The organism is Polymorphobacter sp. (assembly GCF_048007885.1).
Taxonomy (GTDB): domain Bacteria; phylum Pseudomonadota; class Alphaproteobacteria; order Sphingomonadales; family Sphingomonadaceae; genus Sandarakinorhabdus.
This window is the reverse complement of the sequence record NZ_CP180346.1, coordinates 2,392,513-2,411,200: the sequence shown is the minus strand read 5'-3', so window position 1 is coordinate 2,411,200 and position 18,688 is coordinate 2,392,513. Positions and strand designations below refer to the sequence as shown.

General features: G+C 67.4%; 21 protein-coding genes. 11 read left to right on the top strand and 10 right to left on the bottom strand.

Annotated features, from left to right (window positions below):
• Window positions 1-3: 3 nt before the first annotated feature.
• The 3 genes from ACMVO5_RS11640 to ACMVO5_RS11630 all read right to left on the bottom strand — a co-directional run bounded on the left by ACMVO5_RS11640 (window position 4) and on the right by ACMVO5_RS11630 (window position 4,133).
• Entirely contained in the window at window positions 4-1,725 is a 1,722-nt protein-coding gene (locus tag ACMVO5_RS11640; protein ID WP_416907664.1) for a class I adenylate-forming enzyme family protein, read from the bottom strand.
• An 81-nt stretch (window positions 1,726-1,806) separates the two neighbouring features.
• Window positions 1,807-2,946, bottom strand: a complete 1,140-nt coding sequence (locus ACMVO5_RS11635) for an acyl-CoA dehydrogenase family protein (RefSeq protein WP_416907663.1) — start codon at window positions 2,944-2,946, stop codon at window positions 1,807-1,809.
• A 14-nt stretch (window positions 2,947-2,960) separates the two neighbouring features.
• Window positions 2,961-4,133 carry an acyl-CoA dehydrogenase family protein gene (locus tag ACMVO5_RS11630; protein WP_416907662.1) on the bottom strand — a complete coding sequence of 391 codons (1,173 nt, stop codon included), beginning with the start codon at window positions 4,131-4,133 and terminating at the stop codon, window positions 2,961-2,963.
• 97 nt (window positions 4,134-4,230) lie between these two features.
• Between ACMVO5_RS11630 and lgt the strand changes: the two genes are divergently transcribed.
• From lgt to pgeF, 4 genes are read left to right on the top strand one after another with little or no spacing between them, the layout of a single operon-like run.
• Window positions 4,231-5,091, top strand: a complete 861-nt coding sequence (lgt, locus tag ACMVO5_RS11625; RefSeq protein ID WP_416907661.1) for a prolipoprotein diacylglyceryl transferase — start codon at window positions 4,231-4,233, stop codon at window positions 5,089-5,091.
• Window positions 5,088-6,104, top strand: a complete 1,017-nt coding sequence (locus ACMVO5_RS11620; RefSeq protein WP_416907660.1) for a class I SAM-dependent methyltransferase — start codon at window positions 5,088-5,090, stop codon at window positions 6,102-6,104. The genes lgt and ACMVO5_RS11620 overlap by 4 nt, the downstream gene beginning before the upstream one ends.
• On the top strand, window positions 6,101-6,607 hold the full coding sequence (locus tag ACMVO5_RS11615; protein ID WP_416907659.1) for a GNAT family N-acetyltransferase: 507 nt from the start codon (window positions 6,101-6,103) through the stop codon (window positions 6,605-6,607). The genes ACMVO5_RS11620 and ACMVO5_RS11615 overlap by 4 nt, the downstream gene beginning before the upstream one ends.
• Window positions 6,576-7,364, top strand: coding sequence for a peptidoglycan editing factor PgeF (gene pgeF / locus ACMVO5_RS11610; RefSeq protein ID WP_416907658.1), 789 nt, complete (start codon window positions 6,576-6,578; stop codon window positions 7,362-7,364). The genes ACMVO5_RS11615 and pgeF overlap by 32 nt, the downstream gene beginning before the upstream one ends.
• Here pgeF and ACMVO5_RS11605 read toward each other — a convergent pair.
• Entirely contained in the window at window positions 7,361-8,584 is a 1,224-nt protein-coding gene (locus tag ACMVO5_RS11605) for a penicillin-binding protein activator (RefSeq protein ID WP_416907657.1), read from the bottom strand. The two genes, pgeF and ACMVO5_RS11605, sit on opposite strands and share 4 nt — an antisense overlap.
• On the opposite strand from ACMVO5_RS11605, the gene rsmI reads away from it, so the two are divergent.
• The 4 genes from rsmI to gshB are packed head-to-tail and all read left to right on the top strand — an operon-like array spanning window position 8,585 to window position 11,551.
• The gene (gene rsmI, locus ACMVO5_RS11600) at window positions 8,585-9,442 is read left to right on the top strand and encodes a 16S rRNA (cytidine(1402)-2'-O)-methyltransferase (RefSeq protein WP_416907656.1); all 858 of its coding nucleotides are present in this window, start codon (window positions 8,585-8,587) and stop codon (window positions 9,440-9,442) included.
• Window positions 9,439-9,792 (top strand): YraN family protein, encoded by a 354-nt coding sequence (locus ACMVO5_RS11595; RefSeq protein ID WP_416907655.1) that lies wholly within the window; start codon window positions 9,439-9,441, stop codon window positions 9,790-9,792. The genes rsmI and ACMVO5_RS11595 overlap by 4 nt, the downstream gene beginning before the upstream one ends.
• Before the next feature lie 2 nt (window positions 9,793-9,794).
• Window positions 9,795-10,586, top strand: coding sequence for a transglutaminase family protein (locus tag ACMVO5_RS11590; protein WP_416909369.1), 792 nt, complete (start codon window positions 9,795-9,797; stop codon window positions 10,584-10,586).
• An 11-nt stretch (window positions 10,587-10,597) separates the two neighbouring features.
• Window positions 10,598-11,551 carry a glutathione synthase gene (gshB, locus tag ACMVO5_RS11585; protein WP_416907654.1) on the top strand — a complete coding sequence of 318 codons (954 nt, stop codon included), beginning with the start codon at window positions 10,598-10,600 and terminating at the stop codon, window positions 11,549-11,551.
• On the opposite strand, the gene ACMVO5_RS11580 is transcribed toward gshB, so the two are convergent.
• From ACMVO5_RS11580 to ACMVO5_RS11565, 4 genes are all read right to left on the bottom strand, one after another.
• On the bottom strand, window positions 11,548-11,913 hold the full coding sequence (locus ACMVO5_RS11580; protein ID WP_416907653.1) for a hypothetical protein: 366 nt from the start codon (window positions 11,911-11,913) through the stop codon (window positions 11,548-11,550). The two genes, gshB and ACMVO5_RS11580, sit on opposite strands and share 4 nt — an antisense overlap.
• Before the next feature lie 64 nt (window positions 11,914-11,977).
• The gene (gene gloB / locus ACMVO5_RS11575) at window positions 11,978-12,706 is read right to left on the bottom strand and encodes a hydroxyacylglutathione hydrolase (protein WP_416909368.1); all 729 of its coding nucleotides are present in this window, start codon (window positions 12,704-12,706) and stop codon (window positions 11,978-11,980) included.
• Window positions 12,706-13,122 carry a VOC family protein gene (locus tag ACMVO5_RS11570; RefSeq protein WP_416907652.1) on the bottom strand — a complete coding sequence of 139 codons (417 nt, stop codon included), beginning with the start codon at window positions 13,120-13,122 and terminating at the stop codon, window positions 12,706-12,708. The genes gloB and ACMVO5_RS11570 overlap by 1 nt, the downstream gene beginning before the upstream one ends.
• A complete protein-coding gene (locus ACMVO5_RS11565; RefSeq protein ID WP_416907651.1) occupies window positions 13,119-13,553 on the bottom strand; it encodes an acyl-CoA thioesterase in 435 nt (144 codons plus the stop codon). Before ACMVO5_RS11565 ends, ACMVO5_RS11570 begins: the two co-directional genes overlap by 4 nt.
• Window positions 13,554-13,622: 69 nt before the next feature.
• On the opposite strand from ACMVO5_RS11565, the gene ACMVO5_RS11560 reads away from it, so the two are divergent.
• A complete protein-coding gene (locus ACMVO5_RS11560; RefSeq protein WP_416907650.1) occupies window positions 13,623-14,327 on the top strand; it encodes an SIMPL domain-containing protein in 705 nt (234 codons plus the stop codon).
• Here the strand turns inward: ACMVO5_RS11560 and ACMVO5_RS11555 are convergent, their stop codons facing one another.
• A complete protein-coding gene (locus ACMVO5_RS11555; protein ID WP_416907649.1) occupies window positions 14,328-15,065 on the bottom strand; it encodes a tetratricopeptide repeat protein in 738 nt (245 codons plus the stop codon).
• Window positions 15,066-15,091: 26 nt separating this feature from the next.
• Window positions 15,092-15,817: an alpha/beta hydrolase gene (locus ACMVO5_RS11550; RefSeq protein ID WP_416907648.1), complete on the bottom strand. Its 726-nt coding sequence runs from the start codon at window positions 15,815-15,817 to the stop codon at window positions 15,092-15,094.
• A gap of 107 nt (window positions 15,818-15,924) precedes the next feature.
• Between ACMVO5_RS11550 and thrS the strand changes: the two genes are divergently transcribed.
• Together thrS and infC are read left to right on the top strand one after the other, a co-directional pair.
• Window positions 15,925-17,925, top strand: a complete 2,001-nt coding sequence (gene thrS, locus ACMVO5_RS11545) for a threonine--tRNA ligase (protein WP_416907647.1) — start codon at window positions 15,925-15,927, stop codon at window positions 17,923-17,925.
• Between the two features lie 94 nt (window positions 17,926-18,019).
• Window positions 18,020-18,544 carry a translation initiation factor IF-3 gene (gene infC / locus ACMVO5_RS11540; protein WP_416907646.1) on the top strand — a complete coding sequence of 175 codons (525 nt, stop codon included), beginning with the start codon at window positions 18,020-18,022 and terminating at the stop codon, window positions 18,542-18,544.
• The last annotated feature ends 144 nt before the right edge of the window (window positions 18,545-18,688 follow it).

Here is an 18,688-nt window from a genome sequence, read left to right as displayed (position 1 = left end):
CCTCTAGCCTGCATGCACCGCCCGGTAATGCTTGCGCAGCGCCACCTTGTCGATCTTGCCCGAGCCGAGCTTGGGCAGTTGCTCCTTCGAAAACCACAGCCGCGCCGGGACCTTGAACGCGGCGAGGTCGCGCTTGACGAATTCGGTCAGCGCCTCGGCCTCCAGCGCCTGCCCGTCCTTGGCATGGACCACCGCGCCGACAATCTCGCCTAGCCGGTCGTCCGGAAGGCCGAACACGCACGCCTCCGCAACTGCGGGATGCGCATAGAGCGCGGCCTCCACTTCCTGGCACGAGATATTCTCGCCACCACGAATGATGATGTCCTTCTTGCGGTCGACGATGAACAGATACGCGTCCTCGTCCAGATAGCCGAGATCGCCAGAGCGGAACCAGCCATCGCCGGGAAAGGCCTCGGCCGTCGCCTCGGGCCGCATCCAATAGCCGCGCACATTGGCCGCCGAGCGGATGCAGACCTCGCCCACCTCGCCCGCCGCCAGCGCCACCGAACAATCGGGCGCATCGGCCGCCACGATCCGGATCTCGACCAGCGGCGGCGAAGCCCGCCCCGTCGAATTGGGCTTGGCGCGGTAATTGTCACGCAAATTGCCCGCGCCCACGCCGTTGGTCTCGGTCAAGCCATAGCCCTGCAACGGGTTCTTGCCCGGCAGCTCGCGGATCAGCCGCTCGACATGCTCCGGCGGCCGCGGCGCGCCGCCCGACGCCACATCGATCAGCGACGAGGTGTCATATTTGGCCCGGTCGGGGTGCATCATCATCTCAAGGCTCATCGTCGGCACACCGACGAAATAGGTGCAGCGCTCCGCCTCGATCAGCCGCAGCGCCTCGCCCGCGTCCCATTTGTGCATGATGATCATCTTGCGGCCGATCGCCACCGACACCATCATCACCGGCACCGAGCCGGTGATGTGAAACAGCGGCACATTCAACAGCATCACCTGCTGCTCCGGCGCCTTGATGCCCTGCTGCTCGGCGAGGCTCAACAGCGCCAGCCCCATTACCAGATAGTTCATCGTCCCCGAAATCACGCCGCGATGGGTCGAGACCGCGCCCTTGGGGTTGCCGGTCGAGCCCGAGGTATACATGATCGTCGCATCATCCTCGGGCGCGATCTCGGAGAGATACCAGCAGCTGTCGGGGCAGGTCTTCATCACATCGTCCACGCGCGCATAGCCGAGCGAGGCTGACACGTCCGAGCTTGTTCGCACGGTTACCACAACACCCTTGAAATCGGTGCCGTTGATCCGCCGTGCCCGTTCCTCATCGGCAAACACCAGCCGGGTGCCGGAATCGCTCAGGCCATATTCCAGCTCCTCGCCCGTCCACCAGGCGTTCATCGGCACCGCGACCGCGCCCAGATGGGTGATGGCGATGAACGCCTCCACCCATTCGGGATAGTTGCGCATGGCGATCGCCACCCGGTCGCCCTTGGCGATGCCGTAACAATGCTGGAGCATCGCCGCCATCTTGACCGCGCGCTGATAGACCTCGCCAAAGCTCAGCCGCTCATCGCCGTACACCAGAAATTCCTTCGCCCCGTGCGTCATGGCGAAGAAGCCGAAAAACTCGCGCAGGCTTGGCGGTGCGGCCTTGAACACCGGCAGCTTCGCCCCGCGCACCACGGCCTCGCCCACCTCAAGCTGGCCGCCCGGCGCGATGATCTTTTCCACAGTGGCATCAATGGCCGTATCAAGTGCGGTCTTCATACCTCTCCCCAAGCAACCTCAACCGATGTTCTGCCTCGGCTCTCCGGGCGCAGTTTGCGATAACACTGTCCCCACTGGCAACTAATAACCCACCATCTGCGCCAGCCTGTCGCCGTGAAAGGCCGAATCGCCAAAAGTCTCGGCCGCTGCGCGTGCCCGCTTCATGAAAAAGCCGATGTCGAAATCATCGGTCATGCCAATGCCGCCGTGCATCTGCACCGCCTCATTGGTTGCCAGCTTCGCCACATCGCCCGCCTTGGCCTTGGCCAGGCTCACGAACAGCGCCGCGCGGCCATCGCCCGCGTCAAGCGCCGACAGCGCCTTCAGCGTCGCCGAGCGCGCCAGTTCCAGCTCGCAAAACAGATGCGCCGCACGGTGCTGCAACGCCTGAAAGCTGCCAATCTTTTCCCCGAACTGCTCACGCTGCTTCAGATAGTCGACCGTGCGCCCGAAGCTCTCGCCCGCCACACCCAGCATCTCGGCCGCCAGCCCCGCCCGCCCGACATCGAGCACCGCCTCCAGCAGCGCCGCGCCGCCGCCAACCGCGCCCAGCACATCGGCGCCGTCAACCTCCACGCCCTCCAGCGCGATCCGCGCCGCACCACGGCTGTCGACCATGGCGCGCCGCGCCCGGCTCACCCCGACCGCCTCGGCGGGCACCAGAAACAGCGTGATCCCGGCCCGGTCCCCGTCCGCCCCGTCGGTCCGCGCCGCCACGATCAGAACATCAGCCGCCAGCCCGTCGAGCACAAAGGGCTTCACGCCCGTCAGCCGGAAGCCATTGCCCGAAGGCTCGGCGCGCGTCGCCACCTGAAAGGGCGCATGCCGCGCCGCCTCATCGGCCGCCAGCGCCACCAGCCGCTCGCCCGCCGCCATCAGCGGCAGATGCGCCGCCTGCTGCGCTGCGCTGCCCCCCTTGACCAGCGCCGCCGCGCCCAGAAGCGCGGTCGACAGCATCGGCGCTGCCGACAGATTGCGCCCCATCGCCTCCATCACCAGCCCGGCCTCGACCATGCCCAGCCCCGCACCGCCATGCGCCTCGGGCACCAGCACGCCGGCAAAGCCCATCTCGGCCATCGCCTTCCAGGTCGCCCGCTCAAAGCCGAGCGTGTCGCCCGCATCACGCAACTTCCGGTGCGCGCTCACCGGGGCATGGTCGGCGAAAAATCCGTCCGCCGCCTCGCGGATCATCCGCTGGTCATCGCTCAGGACAAGGGCCATCGCTTATTCTCCCCTCAGGCGCCCGGCAGCTGCAAGACGCGCTTGGCAATGATGTTGAGCTGCACCTCGCTGGTGCCGCCCTCGATCGAATTGGCCCGGCTGCGCAGCCATGACCGCGCCAGATCCCCATCGCCTTCAGCCTCGCCCTCCCATGTCAGCGAGTCGGAGCCATTCACGCTCATCAACAGCTCCGTGCGCTGCTTGTTGAGTTCGGTGCCATAATATTTGAGCATCGACGACAGCGCGCCCGTGCCCTGCCCGGCCTTGGCCTCGTCCTTCACCCGCTCCATCGTCAGCAGGAAAGCCCAGGCATCAATCTCGTGGCGCACGATCTCGGCGCGCAGCAGCGGATCGATGTTCTCGCCCAACACCTTCTTCGCAATCTGCGAGACGCTGGCACGCGTGTCCGCCCCGTCCATCCCGCCGATCATCTCGCGCTCATGGGTGAGCAGATATTTGGCAATGTCCCAGCCCTTGCCGGCCTCGCCCATCAAATTGCCCACCGGCACGCGCACATTGTCGAAGAACGTCTGGCAAAAGGGCGAGGCGCCCGAAATCAGCCGGATCGGCGAGGTGCTCACCCCCTCGCTCGCCATGTCGAACAGGAGGAAGGAAATGCCCAGATGCTTGGGCGCGTCAGGGTCGGTGCGCACCAAGCAGAAAATCCAGTCCGCCTTGTCGGCATAGCTGGTCCAGACCTTCTGGCCATTGACGATGAAATCATCGCCCTCGCGCACCGCCGAGGTGCGCAGGCTGGCCAGATCGCTGCCCGCGCCCGGCTCAGAATAGCCCTGACACCATCTGATCTCGCCGCGCGCGATCTTCGGCAGATGCTCCAGCTTCTGCGCCTCGCTGCCATATTTGAGCAGCGCCGGCCCCAGCATCCAGATGCCGAAGCTCGACAGCGGCGGCCGCGCCCGAATCGCGCGCATCTCGGCCGCCAGAATCTTCGCCTCCTCGCGGCTCAGCCCGCCGCCGCCATAGGCTTTTGGCCATTCCGGCACGGTCCAGCCCTTGTCGGCCATCCGCTCCAGCCACAGCTTCTGCTGGGGGCAGGAAAACACGAACGTTCGCCCGCCCCAGCAGACATCCTCCTCGCGCTTCACCGGCTGGCGCATCTCGGGCGGACAGTTCGCCTCCAGCCAGGCCTGCGTCTCGGCGCGAAACGCTTCGAGTTCAGCCGTCATCAACCTCTCCCTGCTGGCAAAATCCGCGTGTCCCGTTATGGTGCGCGCGGCCAGAGGGGGCAAGCATCGCCGCCCTTGGCATTATGAGAGGGTGAACGTGCTGCAACTCCTGCAGACAGCGCTGGACTTCGAAAGCCTGGGCCTCCGCCCGGAGATCTTCACCATTGCGCCGTTCAGTCTGTTCGGCCTCGAGCTCGGGCCATTTGCCCTGCGCTGGTATAGCATGGCCTATATCGCCGCCATCGGCATGGGCTGGTGGCAGATCGGCCGCATGATCAAGCTGCCCCAGCCGGTCATGACCGCACAGCAGCTCGATGATTTCATCACCTGGGTGGCGCTCGGCATCATCCTCGGCGGCCGGCTGGGCTATGTCATCTTCTACAATCCGGCCCAATATCTCGCTGACCCGCTCGCCATCCTGCGGCTATGGGACGGCGGCATGAGCTTCCACGGTGGCTGCGCCGGCGTCATCCTCGCCTGTTTCGCCTACGGCGCCTCGCAAAAAATCTCCGGCCTGCGCATCCTCGACAGCGTCGCCACCGTCACCCCCTTCGGCCTGCTCTGCGGGCGGCTCGCCAATTTCATCAATGGCGAGCTCTGGGGCCGCCCCACCGGCACCGACTGGGGCATCATCTTCCCCGGCGCCGGCGCCGAGCCGCGCCACCCCTCGCAGCTCTATGAAGCCGCGCTCGAAGGCGCAGTGCTGCTCATCATCCTGCAATGGCTGCACTGGAAAACCGGCGCCCGGCTGCGCCCCGGCCTGCTCTCGGGCGTGTTCGCGGTCGGTTACAGCCTTGCCCGCTTCATCGTCGAATTCTTCCGCCAGCCCGACGCCCAATTGGGCGTGCTCTCCACCGGCCTCACCATGGGCCAATCGCTCACCCTGCCGCTGTTCGCCGCCGGCCTCTGGCTCATCATCCGCAGCCGCCGCCAGAGCGTGCCGGGGGCACCTGCTTGAACGAACTTGCAGAAAGTCTCGCCGCACGCATCGCCGCAGAAGGCCCGATGCGCCTCGATCACTGGATGGCCGCCTGCAACGCCCATTATTATGCCACCCGAGACCCCCTGGGCCGCGATTTCACCACCGCGCCTGAGGTCAGCCAGCTGTTCGGCGAGATGATCGGCGGCTGGATCGGTGATCTCTGGCAGCGCGCCATCGACCACAACCCGCTGCTGCTGAAGCCCGTCACCCTGGTCGAGCTCGGCCCCGGCCGCGGCACCTTGCTGGCCGATGCGCTGCGCGTCCTCGCCCGCCTGTCCGGCTTCACCAGCCAATGCCGCCTCGCACTCGTCGAAACCTCGCCGGTGCTGCGCGCGGCCCAAGCGCGAGCGCTCGCCGGCTGGGCGCCAAGCTGGCATGACAGCCCCGACACGCTCCCCCGCGACACGCCGCTCCTCATCATCGCCAATGAATTCTTCGACGCCCTGCCCATCCGCCAGTTCCTCGGCCATGGCCTTGAACGCGCCGTCGGCCATGGTCCGCAAGGCTTCGCAGCCACCACCCTTCCCACGCCCGAAACCGAGCCGCATGAACGCTGTGAGGCCGCCGAAGCCATGGTCACGGCGCTTGCCGCCCGCCTTCAGGCACAAGGCGGCGCAGCGCTGGTCATCGATTATGGCGCCACCGAAGCCCCCATCAACACGCTTCAGGCGCTGCGCGGCGGCCAGCCCGCCGATCCTTACGCTGATCCCGGCGAGGCTGATCTCACCGCCCATGTCGATTTCGCCCGCCTCGCTGACGTCGCCGTGCCGCTCACGGTCCATGGCCCGGTCCCGCAAGGCCGCTTCCTCGCCGCACTCGGCATCCACAGCCGCGCCGCTGCACTTTCACGCGGCAAGCCCAGCGATATCGCCGCCAGCATCAACGCCGGGCTTGCCCGGCTCACAGCACCAGCGCAAATGGGGGCCCTGTTCAAGGCCATGGCGCTCACCGCGCCCGGCTGGCCCATTCCGGCAGGGTTCGACCAATGATCAGCTACCGTGACGCTACGCCCGATGACGGCCCCATGCTCGGCGGCCTCGCCCGCGCCACCTTCCTCGAAACCTTCGGCCATCTCTACAAGCTGCCCGACCTCGAAGCCTTTCTCGCCCAGGGCTCCGATCAGGCCTATGCGGCCGAACTGGCGCAATCCGACATTGAAGTGCGCTTCGCAATGGCTGGGCCAGTCCCCATCGGCTTCTGTAAATTGTCCAACCTCACCCTGCCCGCGGAACCAGAAGGCCCCGCCATCGAGCTTCGCCAGCTCTATATCTTCAAGCTATGGCACGGCGAGGGCATCGCCGAGCAATTCATGGCCTGGGCCTTCGCCCGCGCTGCCGCGCGCGGCGCCAGCGAGATGTGGCTCTCCGTCTTCACCGACAATCACCGCGCCCGGCGCTTCTACGCCCGCCACGGGTTCGAAGAAATCCGCCCCTACGCCTTCATGGTCGGCACCCAGTCCGATGAAGACATTCTCGCCCGCAGGCGCCTGTGACAGAGCTGTGATCACCGTCCCCGCCCTCGGCGTGCCGCATGGCTTCCTCACCCGCAAGGGCGGTGTCAGCACCGGCCTTTACGCCAGCCTCAACACCGGCCTCGGCTCCGATGACAGCCCCGCTGCCGTCCATGAAAACCGTCGCCGGGCGCTGGCCATGGCCACGCCGGGAGCCGCGCTTGTAAGCCTCCATCAAGTCCACAGCGGCACCGTCATCCCCGTCACCGCCCCTTTTCCAGACGACGCCCGCCCGCACGCCGACGCCATGGTCACCGCCACGCCCGGCCTCGCGCTCGGCATCCTCACCGCCGATTGCGCGCCGGTGCTGCTCGCCGATGCCGCTGCCGGCGTCATCGGCGCCGCCCACAGCGGCTGGAAAGGCACGCTCGCCAACATCGCCGGCGCCACCGTCGCCGCCATGCAGGCGCTCGGTGCCGATCCCGCCCGCATCACCGCCGCCATCGGCCCCTGCATCCAGCGTGCCTCCTATGAGATCGATGACGCCTTCCGCGCCCGCTTCCTCGCTCAGGATCCAGCGCATGACCGCTTCTTCACGCCCGGCCGCCCCGGCCATCCGCATTTCGATCTGCCCGGCTTCATTGTCCAGAGCCTCGCCAACGCGGGCGTGCGCACCATCATCACCACTGGTCACGACACCTGCTCGGATGCCGAAAACTGGTTCAGCTACCGCCGCACGACCCATGAAGGCGCGCCCGACTATGGCCGCCAGATCTCGCTGATCGCCCTGCCCGCCTAGTCGGAAAAGCCGCGCGGGGCCGGCGACACGACCCGCAGCCGCCCCTCGCCGATCTGCTCCACTTCCATCGCGCGTTCGGCAATATGCGCCCCGCCGAAGCGGAATGCGCCGTCCACGCCGGAAAAGCCCTGCCGGCTGGTCAGCTCGCGCACCGGAAACGGCGCATCCAGCGCCCAGCGCCCGGCAATCGCATTGATCACCAGCACCGAATCATAGCCAAGGCTCGCCAGCCGCGACGGCGTTGACCCATAGCGCGCCCGGTAGCGCGTCTGCAGCGTGCGGAAATTTCCGTCCGGCACGGTTGCAAACAACGCGCCGTTCATGCCCGCATTACGCGCCAGCCCCGGCTCGCTGTTCCATAGCTCGGTGCCGAGCAGCGTCGTCTCGCCCGGCCCCGCCCCGAAGCGCGACAGCGCAGGCACGAAGCGCACCGCATTGCTCCCCGAATCGGCAATCAGCAGCGCCTGAAACGGCACCGGCGGCAAGGTTGCGCTGCGCGCCCGGCTGCGCTCGTCAATCGCCGTCACGGTGCGCACCGCAGCCCCCTGGCTGGCCGGCTCACGCGTATAGGTCGCCACTGCGGTGGCCTGCCCGCCCGCCGCCGCAACCGCGCGCACAAAGGCCAGCTGCGCCCGCTCGCCATAGACGCCCGCCGGCACCAGCGCGGCAAAGCGCTCCACCCCGCGGCTGCGCGCATAGCGCACCACCCGGGCAATCGCCTGTTCGGGCTGAAATCCCATGATCCAGACATTGTCGCCCGCCACTGACACATCGTTGGAAAAGGCAATCACCGGCACCTGCCGCGCCCGTGCGCGCGCCGAGACCACCCGCACATCGCGCGCCAGCAGTGGCCCCAGAATCACGCCCGCACCCTCGCCCAGCGCGCGGGCCGCCGCTCCCTCCGCACCCGTGGCGGTATCATAGACACGCAGGTTGATATTGGTGTCGCCAAGGTCGGTCAGCGCCATGCTCGCGGCATTGGCGATCGACCGCCCCACCGGCGCGTTCGGTCCGGTCAGCGGCACCAGCAGCGCCACCTTGTTCTGCGCCGCCTGCGGCAGCGGCGGCGGCGCATCGGGCTCGGCCGGCTGCACGGGCGGTGGCGGCGGCGGCGCCGGGCCGCGCTGCGGTGCCGCACAGGCCGCCACCAGCGTCGCCAGCCCGATGGCCAGCGCACGCCCCGCTTGCGCGAGGCCCCAAGAGCGCGTCAGGATGAACATATGAACACTTCCCAGCCAGCCGAGGACAAAGTCCTGTCACCGGGGCTCTATATCGTCGCCACCCCCATCGGCAACCTTCAAGACCTGAGCGCGCGCGCCGCCGCCACGCTCGCCGCCGCCGATGTCATCGCCGCCGAAGACACGCGGGTCACCGCCAAGCTGCTCGCCCATCTCGGCCTGAAGAAACCGATGCAGCCCTATCATGACCATAGCGCCGAGCATGTCCGCCCAGCGCTGGTCGCCCGCGCCGCGCGCGAGGTGGTGGCGCTGGTCAGCGATGCCGGCACCCCGCTCATCTCCGATCCCGGCTACAAGCTGGTACGCGATTGCCGCGCCGCCGGCGTGGCCGTCACCACCCTGCCCGGCCCCTGCGCCGCCATCGCCGCACTCACGCTGGCCGGCCTGCCCACCGACCGTTTCCTGTTCGCCGGCTTCCTGCCCGCCAAGGCCCAGGCCCGGGCCGAGGCCATCGCCGAACTGGCCAGCATCCGCGCCACGCTCATCCTCTATGAGGCCGGCCCCCGCCTCGCCGCCAGCCTCGCAGCCCTGGCCGAAGGGCTCGGGCCCCGCCCCGCCGCCGTCGCCCGCGAGATCAGCAAATATTATGAGGAAACCCTGACCGGCACCTTGCCCGAAATCGCCGCCCTCATCGCCGCCAAGCCGCGCAAGGGCGAGATCGTGATCATCATCGCCCCACCTGCTGCGCCTGCGCCCGCCAGCGAAGCAGACCTTGATGCAGCCCTCGCCGCCGCCCTTGTCGAATCGAGCCTCAAGACCGCCGTTGCCAATGTCACCTCAAGCCTCGGCCTGCCGCGCGCGCAGGTCTATGCCCGCGCGCTGGCGCTGAAGCAGACATGAGCCGCCAGAAGGCCGAGCGTCACGGCCGCTGGGCCGAATCGCTTGCCGCGCTCTATCTGCGCGCCAAGGGCTACCAAATCCTCGCCCGCCGCGCCCGCACGCCGGTTGGCGAAGTCGATATCGTCGCCCGCCAAGGCGACACGCTGGTCTTTGTCGAAGTCAAATTGCGCCGCACTCTCGACAGCGGCCATCAGGCGCTGCATCCTGCCGGCCGGCGTCGTATCGATGCGGCCGCGCGCGTGCTCACGCCCCGCTATCTGGGGCGCTGCACCACGACCCGGGTCGATGCCATTTTGATGAGACCCTGGAGCTGGCCGGAACATCTGGTCGCTGCCTGGCGGGAGATGTGACGATGGAATTGAATGCGGTCGGCCTGCTCGATGACAGTGATATCGATCTCGTCGAAGCCGCCATCGCGCTCTCGCTCGCGGACAGGCCCGGCGGCGATGCCGGTCGCCTGCGCCGCCTCGTCACTGGCTGGGCGATTGCGCTGCAGCGCGATACCGCCCCCGTCTCCGCCGCCGCCCGCGCCCGCCGCCTCGCCTCGCTGATCTCCAGCGAAGCCGGCATCACCGGCGCCACCGAAGATTATGATGACCCGCGCAACTGCGATCTCATCGCCGTCATCGAGCGGCAGCGCGGCCTGCCGGTGGCGCTGGCCTTGCTCTATGTGGCGCTGGCCCGCCGCGTCGGCTGGAAGGCCAACGCCCTCAACCTGCCCGGTCATGTCATCGTCGAGGTCCGCTCAGGCGTCGACACCGCCCTCATCGACGTGTTCGACCATGGCAACATCATCTCGCAGGAACGCGCGCTCGAAATCGCCCGCCATGCTGGCGGCGAGCCGCAGCTGCCGTTTGCGCCCATGAACAACCGCCACATCCTCATCCGCCTGGTCACCAATCAGGCCAGCCGGGCGCGCGCCAGCGGCGACATCCGCCGTGCGCTCACCCTTTACGAGCGCATGACCAGCGTCTCGCCGCGCATGGCCAGCCTGTGGTGGGAGCGCGCCCGCCTCGAACAATTGCTCGGCCTCAACACCGCCGCGCGCGCCAGCCTCACCGCCATGCTCGAAACCACCCACGACCAGGGCCTCACCCGCCGCATCAAGGCGGCGCTGGCCGCGCTTGCCCGCTCCGACAGCTAGGAACCTCCGCCATGGCGCTGCGCGTCGCGGTCCAGATGGACCCGATCGAACATATCAACACCGCTGGCGATTCGAGCTTCGCGCTGATGCTCGAAGCCCAGGCCCGCGGCCATGGCCTGTTCCATTATCTGGCACCTGCGCTCTCGGCCGAAGCCGGGCGTGTGCGCGCCCGCGCCCGCGCGCTCAGCGTCAGCCGCGAGTCCAATGCCCATTTCCAGTGGCTGGCCGAACCGCAGACGCTCGATCTCGCCGATGACGTCGATGTCGTGCTGATGCGGCAGGATCCGCCCTTCGACATGGGCTACATCACCGCCACCCATCTCCTCGAGATGGTCGCCGGCCAGACCCTCATCGTCAACGACCCCACCGAGGTTCGCAACGCGCCCGAAAAGCTGTTCGTGCTGCGCTATCCAGATCTCATGCCGCCCACGCTCGTCACCCGCAGCCTTAAAGACGCCATGGACTTCCGCGCCCGCCACGGCGCCGTTGTCATCAAGCCGCTCTATGGCAATGCCGGTGCTGCCGTCTTCCTCATCGACAAGGCTGACAGCAACCTGCCTGCGCTCACCGAGCTGTTCGGGTCCGTCTGGCGCGAGCCGTTCATGGTGCAGGCCTTTCTGCCCAGCGTCGCTGCGGGCGACAAGCGCATCGTGCTCGTCGACGGCGAACCCGCAGGCGCCATCAACCGCCTGCCCAAATCGGGCGAAATCCGTTCTAACCTCGCCGCCGGCGGCAGCGCCCAGTCCACCGACCTCACGCCGCGCGAAGCCGAGATCTGCGCCCGCATCGGCCCAGACCTCAAGGCGCGCGGCCTCATCTTCGTCGGCATCGACGTCATCGGCGGCCATCTGACCGAAATCAACGTCACCTCGCCCACCGGCATCGTCGCCATCGACCGGTTCAACGGCTCCAACACGCCGGCGCGCATCTGGGACGCGATCGAAGCCCGGCTGAAGGCGCGCTAGTTCTTCTCGCCGGCACGCGGCGGCGCCGGCACGGCCTCATCCGCCACCGGCTCCCACGGGCCCAGCACACAAGTCCCGAATTCCTGCTGCGAGAAATTCTGGAAGACCACGATCTGGTCCCCGCTGCACTGGCGGGTGATCGTGCTCAGCGTCCGGATCGACCGGTCGGGGCCGAGCAGCGTGCAGCCACGCACCTTGTTCTGCCACCATTCGCCCGCGCTGCGCGCAAAATAGCCCTGATCAGTGGTAAGCCGCGTCTCACGGATCGACCGGTTGTTGAGGCAATCGCGCGGCTCCCGTTCTGCAGCCGATGCCGCGCAGGTCATCAGCAATGCGGCCATGGCAAAAAGACTGATACGCATCTTCTCTCTCCATCCACGCCCCTGCCAGATCAGAATAGGCGCAAATGGGCGCGCTGCAAGCCGCCTAGCCGCGAAACGCATCCTTGGCCGCCCGACGCGCCGCCAGCTCGGCCACGCTTTCCGCGCGCACAAAGGGGTTGGTCGCCGCTTCGTCGGCCAGCGTGAAAGGCACGGTCGGCACGCCGTCACCGCGCAGCCGGTCAATCTCGGCCGCGCGCGCCATCAGCGCGGCATTCTCCGGCTCCACAGTCACCGCAAAGCGCGCATTCGACTGGGTATATTCATGCGCGCAATAAACCCTTGTCTCAGGCGCCAGCGCCATCAGCCGGCCAAGTGCTGCATGCATCTGCGCCGCCGTCCCCTCAAACAGCCGCCCGCAGCCCAGCGCAAACAGCGTGTCACCGGGAAACAGCACGCCGTCATCCTCAAAGGCATAGGCGATATGCCCGGCGGTGTGCGCCGCCACATCGATCACGCGGCCCGTGCTCGCCCCCACCCGCACCGTGTCGCCGTCCGTCACGGCGCGCGAAATCTCGGGGATCTTCGCCGCCTCGGCGGCCGGCCCGGTCACCACTGCCCCGGTCGCTGCCACAATCGCCGCATTGCCGCCAACATGATCAGGGTGCCAATGCGTGTTCAGGATCTGCGAGATCTTCCAGCCCCGCGCCGCCGCCGCTTCAAGCACGGGCTCGGCCACCGCCGGGTCGATCACCGCCGTCGCCCCGGTCAGGCTGCAATGGGCGAGAAAGACATAATTGTCCGACAACACCGGAATCTGCACGACCTCGAGCATCACCATTCCCCGATGTTGGGCATCGAGGCCCAGGGCTCGGCCGGCGCCAGCCGCGCGCCCATCTGCAACAGCTCCACCGAAATGCCCTCGGGCGAGCGGACAAAGGCCATGAAGCCATCACGCGGCGGCCGGTTGATGGTCACCCCGTTCGCCATCAGATGCGCGCACGCCGCATAGATATCCTCGACGCCGTAGGCGACATGGCCGAAATTCCGCCCACCGCCATAGCTCTCGGGGTCCCAGTTGTACGTCAGCTCAATCTGCGCCGCCTCGTCACCCGGCACCGCCAGAAACACCAGCGTGAAGCGCCCGCCCTCATTGTCGATGCGCCGCACCTCGCTGAGCCCGAGCAGGTTGAAAAAGGCGATATTGGCGTCAAGGTCCGACACCCGCAGCATGGTATGGAGATATTTCACCGCAATTTCGCTCCTTCAAAGGCCTCGAATTTCGCCACCACCCAGTCGGGCACCGGCGTCGGCGGGCCAGTCAGCTCGGCCACATGCACTTGCACCAGTTCCCCCACCGCGCGCAAATCCTCGCCGCCACTTCCGTGCAGCTCAAAGGCAAAGGTCATCGAGGTGCGCCCCACCCGCGTCGCGCGCACACAGATCTCGATCATCTCGTCGAGCCGCATCGACGCCTTGAAGTCGATGGTCGCACGCGCCACGAAAAACTCCGGCCCATCGGCCGGCCCCTGCGCGTCGTAAATCCCCACCGCGCGCCAATATTCGGTCAGTCCGATGTCGAAATATTCGAGATAGCGGCTGTTGAACACCACCGCCTGCGCATCCACCTCGGCATAGCGCACCCGCTTTCCAAAGCCGAACCGAAAGTCACTGCGCGCCATGCCAAACTCCCCGATGTTCATCCTCTCTAGCGCGTTGTATGCTCCAGCGTCGCATCCGAAAGGTGATAGATGACCGACCGACCGCTCTGGCCCGCCGCCGCGATTCTCGCCATCGGCATGGTCGCCTCTGCCGCGCTCGTCGGCAACAGCGTCATCAACGCCCGCCTCGCGGACCGTGTCGTTACGGTGCGCGGCCTCGCCGAACAGGATGTCACCGCCGATCTCGCCACCTGGTCGCTCGCCGCCACCGCCCAAGGCTCGGACATGACCAGCCTGCAAGCCCGCAGCGAGCGCGATGCCCAGGCGATCATCGCCTTCCTCAAGTCCAAGGGCTTCAGTGATGACGAGATCGAAACCGGCGCCATCAACATCAACCAATATACCAACCAGAATGGCGTCCCCAACATCACCATCCGCCGCGACCTGACGCTCCGCACCACCCGCGTCATGGCCGCCCGCGATGCCTATTCAGCGCAAGGCGAACTCGTCCGCGCCGGTGTCATCTTCGATTCGAACAGCGGCGGCATGGTCTACAGCTTCACAAGGCTCAACGAGGTCAAGCCGGCGATGATCGCCGCCGCCACCAAAGACGCCCGCGCCGGTGCCGACCAGTTCGCCAGCGATTCGGGCGCCAGCGTCGGCCCGATCATGACAGCCTCCCAAGGCTATTTCTCGATCATCCCGCGCGACGGTGACAATGCCGGTGGCCGCGCCACCGCCTCCCCCTTTCAGAAGGTCCGCGTCGTCACCACGGTCAATTTCGCCCTCGAATAGCTACTTTTCGGCCGCCAGCCGCGCCAGCGCCTCGCGCGCCGCCTTGGTCGACGCCCATTCCTCATCGCCGCTCGCCGCCGATGTCCAGGCGGCCCGCGCCAGGTCGCGCTTGCCCTGCGCCAGCGCGATCATCCCCGCTTCCAGCTGCACATCGCCGGCCTCAGGCGTCTCCACCGGCGTGCGCCGCGCCGCTTCCAATATGGCACTCTCGGCCATCTCGAAATCGCCCAGCCGCCGCGCCAGCGTCGCCTTCAAAAGCCAGCCGTTCGGCACAGCCATGTCATGCGCCAGCGCCGCCTCGATCGCCGCCAGCCCCTCGCGGCTGCGGTCCAGATCCACAAGCGCCTCGGCGCGCAAGAGCTCCAGCGCCGCCGCCTCGCCCGCCGGCGGTGCCAGCGCCAGCGCGGCCTCGGCAAAGCGCAGTGCCGCCTCGGGCCGCGCCGCCATCAGCGCCGCATTGGCCCCCGCCGTCCACAGCGCGCGAGCCGGGGCCTCGCCGTCCTGTCCCGATGCCGCGAGTGTCGCGGCCGCCTCGAAACTCGCCAGCGCCGCCTCATGATCGCCGTTCAAAAACTGCGCCAGCGCCAGACAGTGGCGCGCCGCACTGCCGCCGCCCTCCACCCGCCAGGCATTGGCCGCCGCCACGCCCCGCGCCGGGTCGGCCTGCGCCACCGCCGTGCATGCCCGAAAGCGCGACACATCGCTGGCGCGCGGCTGCGCGGCTGCGGGCGCGGCCATCACCATCACAATAGCCAAAATCCTGATCAGCACAGTCCAGCCACCAATTCCGTCAACCGCGCGATATCGGCCTCGCGCGACAGCCGATGGTCGCCATCCTTGATGAGCGTCACCTGAACATCCTCGGCCGTCACCAGCTCGGCAATCTCAAGGCTCAGCCGCCATGGCACCACCTCGTCGCGCTGGCCGTGCAGCAGCCGCACCGGCGCCGAAATGCCGATCGGCCCGGCCAGCATCCGGCACCCCGGCGCATCCTCCAGAAACGCCCGCGAATAGAGATAATCGCCGCCATAGCCGCTCGCCCGGCTGAAGAAGCCCTGCGCCGTCAGCGCCGCCGCCTCCGCCGGGCTCACATCAAGCCCCCAATCGACAAAATCAGGCGCCGCCGCCACGCCCACAAGCCCGGCCAGCCGCGCGCCCAGCCTCACGCCCGCCCGCAAGGCTACCCAGCCGCCCATCGATGAACCGACCAGCACCACCTGCCCGCCCGGCGCCACCATCTCGATCAGCCGCAACACATCCCCGGTCCAGCGCGAGATGCTGCCAGCCAGAAAATCCCCCGCGCTCGCCCCGCAGCCCGAATAATCGAGCAGCAGCGCCGCCCGGCCCCGCGCCTGCGCCCAGTCAAACAGCGCCGTCGCCTTGCCGCCGGTCATATCCGACATATAGCCCGGCAGAAACACGATCAGCGGCCCCGCGCCCGCCACATGGCGATAGGCCAGTCCCTCCGCGCTCCGCATCACATCGCTCATGCCCCCGACTGGCCCGCAAGCCGCCGCGCCGTCAAGACCGTCCGCACAGTTGACAGCGGCGCGCCGCCACCACAGGAGAGCAAGCCATTCACCAAGGCAAAGGCCCCATGTCCGATCTGATCACCCTCACGCTCCCTGATGGCTCCCGGCGCGACGTCGCGCGCGGCACCACCGCGGCAGACGTGGCGGCGAGCATCGGCCCCGGCCTCGCCAAGGCCGCACTCGCCGCCCGCATCGACGGCGAGATCGTCGATCTCTCCCGCCCCATCGAACAGGATGCCAGCCTCGCACTGATCACCGCCAAGGACGAAGCCGACGCGCTCGAGCTCGCCCGCCATGACTTTGCGCATCTTCTGGCCGAGGCCGTGCAGCGCCTGTTCCCCGGCACGCAGATCACCTTCGGCCCCGCCACCGACGACGGCTTCTATTATGATTTCGCCCCCGCCGAGGGCCGTGGCCCCTTCACCGAAGAAGACCTGCCCGCCATCGAGGCCGAGATGCGCGCGCTTATCGCTGCCGACAAGCCGCTCCGGCGCGAAGTCTGGAGCCGCGAGCAGCTGATCAGCCGCTGGAAGCAGCAAGGCGAACGCTTCAAGGCCGAATGGGCCGCCGAGCTCCCCGGCACCGAGCCGCTCACCGTCTATTGGTCGGGCGATGACTGGCTCGACATGTGCCGTGGTCCGCACCTGCCCTCCACCGGCAAGCTCGACGCACAGGCCTTCAAGCTGACCCGCGTCTCAGGCGCCTATTGGCGCGGCGACCAGAACAACGCCATGCTCAGCCGCATCTACGGCACCGGCTGGCTCAACAAGAAGCAGCTCGACGCGCATCTGATGCACCTCGAGGAAGCCGCCAAGCGCGACCACCGCAAGTTGGGCCGCGAGATGGTCCTGTTCCATCTCCAGGAAGAGGCGCATGGCAGCGTCTTCTGGCATCCCAACGGCTTCGTCATCTACCGCGCGCTCGAAGCCTATCTGCGCCGCCGCCTCGACGCCGCCGGCTACCGCGAGGTGAAAACCCCGCAGATCATGGACGCCCGCCAATGGGAACAATCGGGCCATTGGGGCAAATACCGCGAAAACATGTTCGTCATCCCCGACGAAGTGCCCAACACCGAGGATGAAGGCCCCGTCATCAGCAACGACGCGGCCTGGATGGCGCTGAAGCCGATGAACTGCCCGGCGCACGTCCTCATCTTCCGCCAAGGCATCAAATCCTACCGCGACCTGCCGCTGCGCCTCGCCGAAATGGGCTGCTGCCACAGAAACGAGCCGCACGGCGCGCTGCACGGCCTGATGCGCGTGCGCCAGTTCACTCAGGATGACGCGCACATCTTCTGCCGCGAAGATCAGCTGGTCGGCGAAGTCGCCGCCTTCTGCGACCTGCTCGATGTCGTCTACAAGGATCTCGGCTTTTCCGACTATGCCATCAAGCTCGCGCTCCGCCCCGAGCAGCGCTTCGGCTCGGACGAAATGTGGGACTGGTCGGAACAGTCCCTGCGCGACGCGGTTGCCGCCACCGGGCGCAACACGCCCGAATGGGGCTGGGAAGAGCTGCCCGGCGAAGGCGCCTTCTATGCCCCCAAGCTCGAATTTCACCTGACCGACGCCATCGGCCGCACCTGGCAGGTCGGCACCATCCAGACCGACACGGTGCTGCCCGAGCGATTGGACGCCAGCTACATCGGCGAAGACGGCGCCCGCCACCGCCCGGTGATGCTCCACCGCGCCATCCTCGGCAGCTATGAACGCTTCATCGGCATCCTCATCGAACATTACGCCGGCCGCTTCCCGACCTGGCTCGCCCCGGTTCAGGCCGTGGTCGCCACCATCGTCTCCGATGCCGATGCCTATGCACAAGATGTCGCCGCCGCGCTCGAAAAGGCCGGCATCCGCTCCGAAACCGACCTGCGCAACGAGAAGATCAACCTCAAGGTCCGCGAACACAGCCTGACCAAGGCGGCCTTCATGCTCGTCGTCGGCCGGCGCGAGGCGGAGGAAGGCACGGTGGCGCTCCGCAACCTCGCCGGCGGCGAACAGAAGGTGATGCCGCTGGCCGAAGCGGTCGCCTTTCTGCAGGCCGAAGCCACCCCGCCCGATTTGCGCTGACGCCTCGCCCCCCCTTCCGCTTGCGCCAGCGCTGCGCTAAAAGAAAACAGTCAACACAACAGGAGAATTTGCCATACCCCCTCCCCCTCGCCGCATGATGAACACGCCGGCCCCCATGAACGGCCCGCGCTATGATGAGTTCATCACCGTCCCCAAAGTCCGCGTCATCGATCAGGATGGGGAAAATCTGGGCGTCCTCTACACCAGGGAGGCCATCGCCACCGCGCACGAAGCGGGGCTCAACCTCGTCGAAGTCTCGCCCGGCGCCGATCCGCCGGTCTGCAAGATCCTCGATGTCGGCAAGTTCAAATATGAAGCGCAAAAAAAGGCCGCCGCCGCGCGCAAGAACCAGAAGACGCAGGAGATCAAGGAGATCAAGATGCGTCCCAACATCGATGACCATGATTACGTCACCAAGATGAAAGCCGTGCAGCGCTTCATCGAGGAAGGCGACAAGGTCAAGCTGACGCTCCGCTTCCGCGGCCGCGAACTCAGCCACGGCGAACTCGGCCTGCGCCTCCTCGAACGCGTCCGCGACGACGCCGCCGACTATGCCAAGGTGGAGCAGACGCCGAAGATGGAGGGGCGGCAGATGCTGATGGTCATAGCACCCCGATAGGGGTGCGCTCGCGGCCGAGAGCAAGCGAAGCTTGCGAACGGACTCGCGAATGACCTCGGCCGGCGGGGCGGCTGGCCCTTCGCCAGCCGAACCCGTCCGACGCCCGCGCCCTTTTTCTTCTTTCGGGGCTTTGCCCGCGCCCTT

Coding starts and splice junctions, on each gene's coding strand:
- ACMVO5_RS11635 (WP_416907663.1), bottom strand. CDS start 2,946: ATGGCCCTTGTCCTGAGCGATGACCAGCGGATGATCCGCGAGGCGGCG.
- gloB (WP_416909368.1), bottom strand. CDS start 12,706: ATGCTCGAGGTCGTGCAGATTCCGGTGTTGTCGGACAATTATGTCTTT.
- ACMVO5_RS11630 (WP_416907662.1), bottom strand. CDS start 4,133: ATGACGGCTGAACTCGAAGCGTTTCGCGCCGAGACGCAGGCCTGGCTG.
- infC (WP_416907646.1), top strand. CDS start 18,020: ATGATGAACACGCCGGCCCCCATGAACGGCCCGCGCTATGATGAGTTC.
- ACMVO5_RS11550 (WP_416907648.1), bottom strand. CDS start 15,817: ATGAGCGATGTGATGCGGAGCGCGGAGGGACTGGCCTATCGCCATGTG.
- ACMVO5_RS11555 (WP_416907649.1), bottom strand. CDS start 15,065: ATGGCCGCGCCCGCAGCCGCGCAGCCGCGCGCCAGCGATGTGTCGCGC.
- rsmI (WP_416907656.1), top strand. CDS start 8,585: ATGAACACTTCCCAGCCAGCCGAGGACAAAGTCCTGTCACCGGGGCTC.
- ACMVO5_RS11595 (WP_416907655.1), top strand. CDS start 9,439: ATGAGCCGCCAGAAGGCCGAGCGTCACGGCCGCTGGGCCGAATCGCTT.
- ACMVO5_RS11605 (WP_416907657.1), bottom strand. CDS start 8,584: ATGTTCATCCTGACGCGCTCTTGGGGCCTCGCGCAAGCGGGGCGTGCG.
- ACMVO5_RS11640 (WP_416907664.1), bottom strand. CDS start 1,725: ATGAAGACCGCACTTGATACGGCCATTGATGCCACTGTGGAAAAGATC.
- ACMVO5_RS11560 (WP_416907650.1), top strand. CDS start 13,623: ATGACCGACCGACCGCTCTGGCCCGCCGCCGCGATTCTCGCCATCGGC.
- ACMVO5_RS11565 (WP_416907651.1), bottom strand. CDS start 13,553: ATGGCGCGCAGTGACTTTCGGTTCGGCTTTGGAAAGCGGGTGCGCTAT.
- ACMVO5_RS11580 (WP_416907653.1), bottom strand. CDS start 11,913: ATGCGTATCAGTCTTTTTGCCATGGCCGCATTGCTGATGACCTGCGCG.
- ACMVO5_RS11590 (WP_416909369.1), top strand. CDS start 9,795: ATGGAATTGAATGCGGTCGGCCTGCTCGATGACAGTGATATCGATCTC.
- pgeF (WP_416907658.1), top strand. CDS start 6,576: ATGAAGACATTCTCGCCCGCAGGCGCCTGTGACAGAGCTGTGATCACC.
- thrS (WP_416907647.1), top strand. CDS start 15,925: ATGTCCGATCTGATCACCCTCACGCTCCCTGATGGCTCCCGGCGCGAC.
- ACMVO5_RS11615 (WP_416907659.1), top strand. CDS start 6,101: ATGATCAGCTACCGTGACGCTACGCCCGATGACGGCCCCATGCTCGGC.
- gshB (WP_416907654.1), top strand. CDS start 10,598: ATGGCGCTGCGCGTCGCGGTCCAGATGGACCCGATCGAACATATCAAC.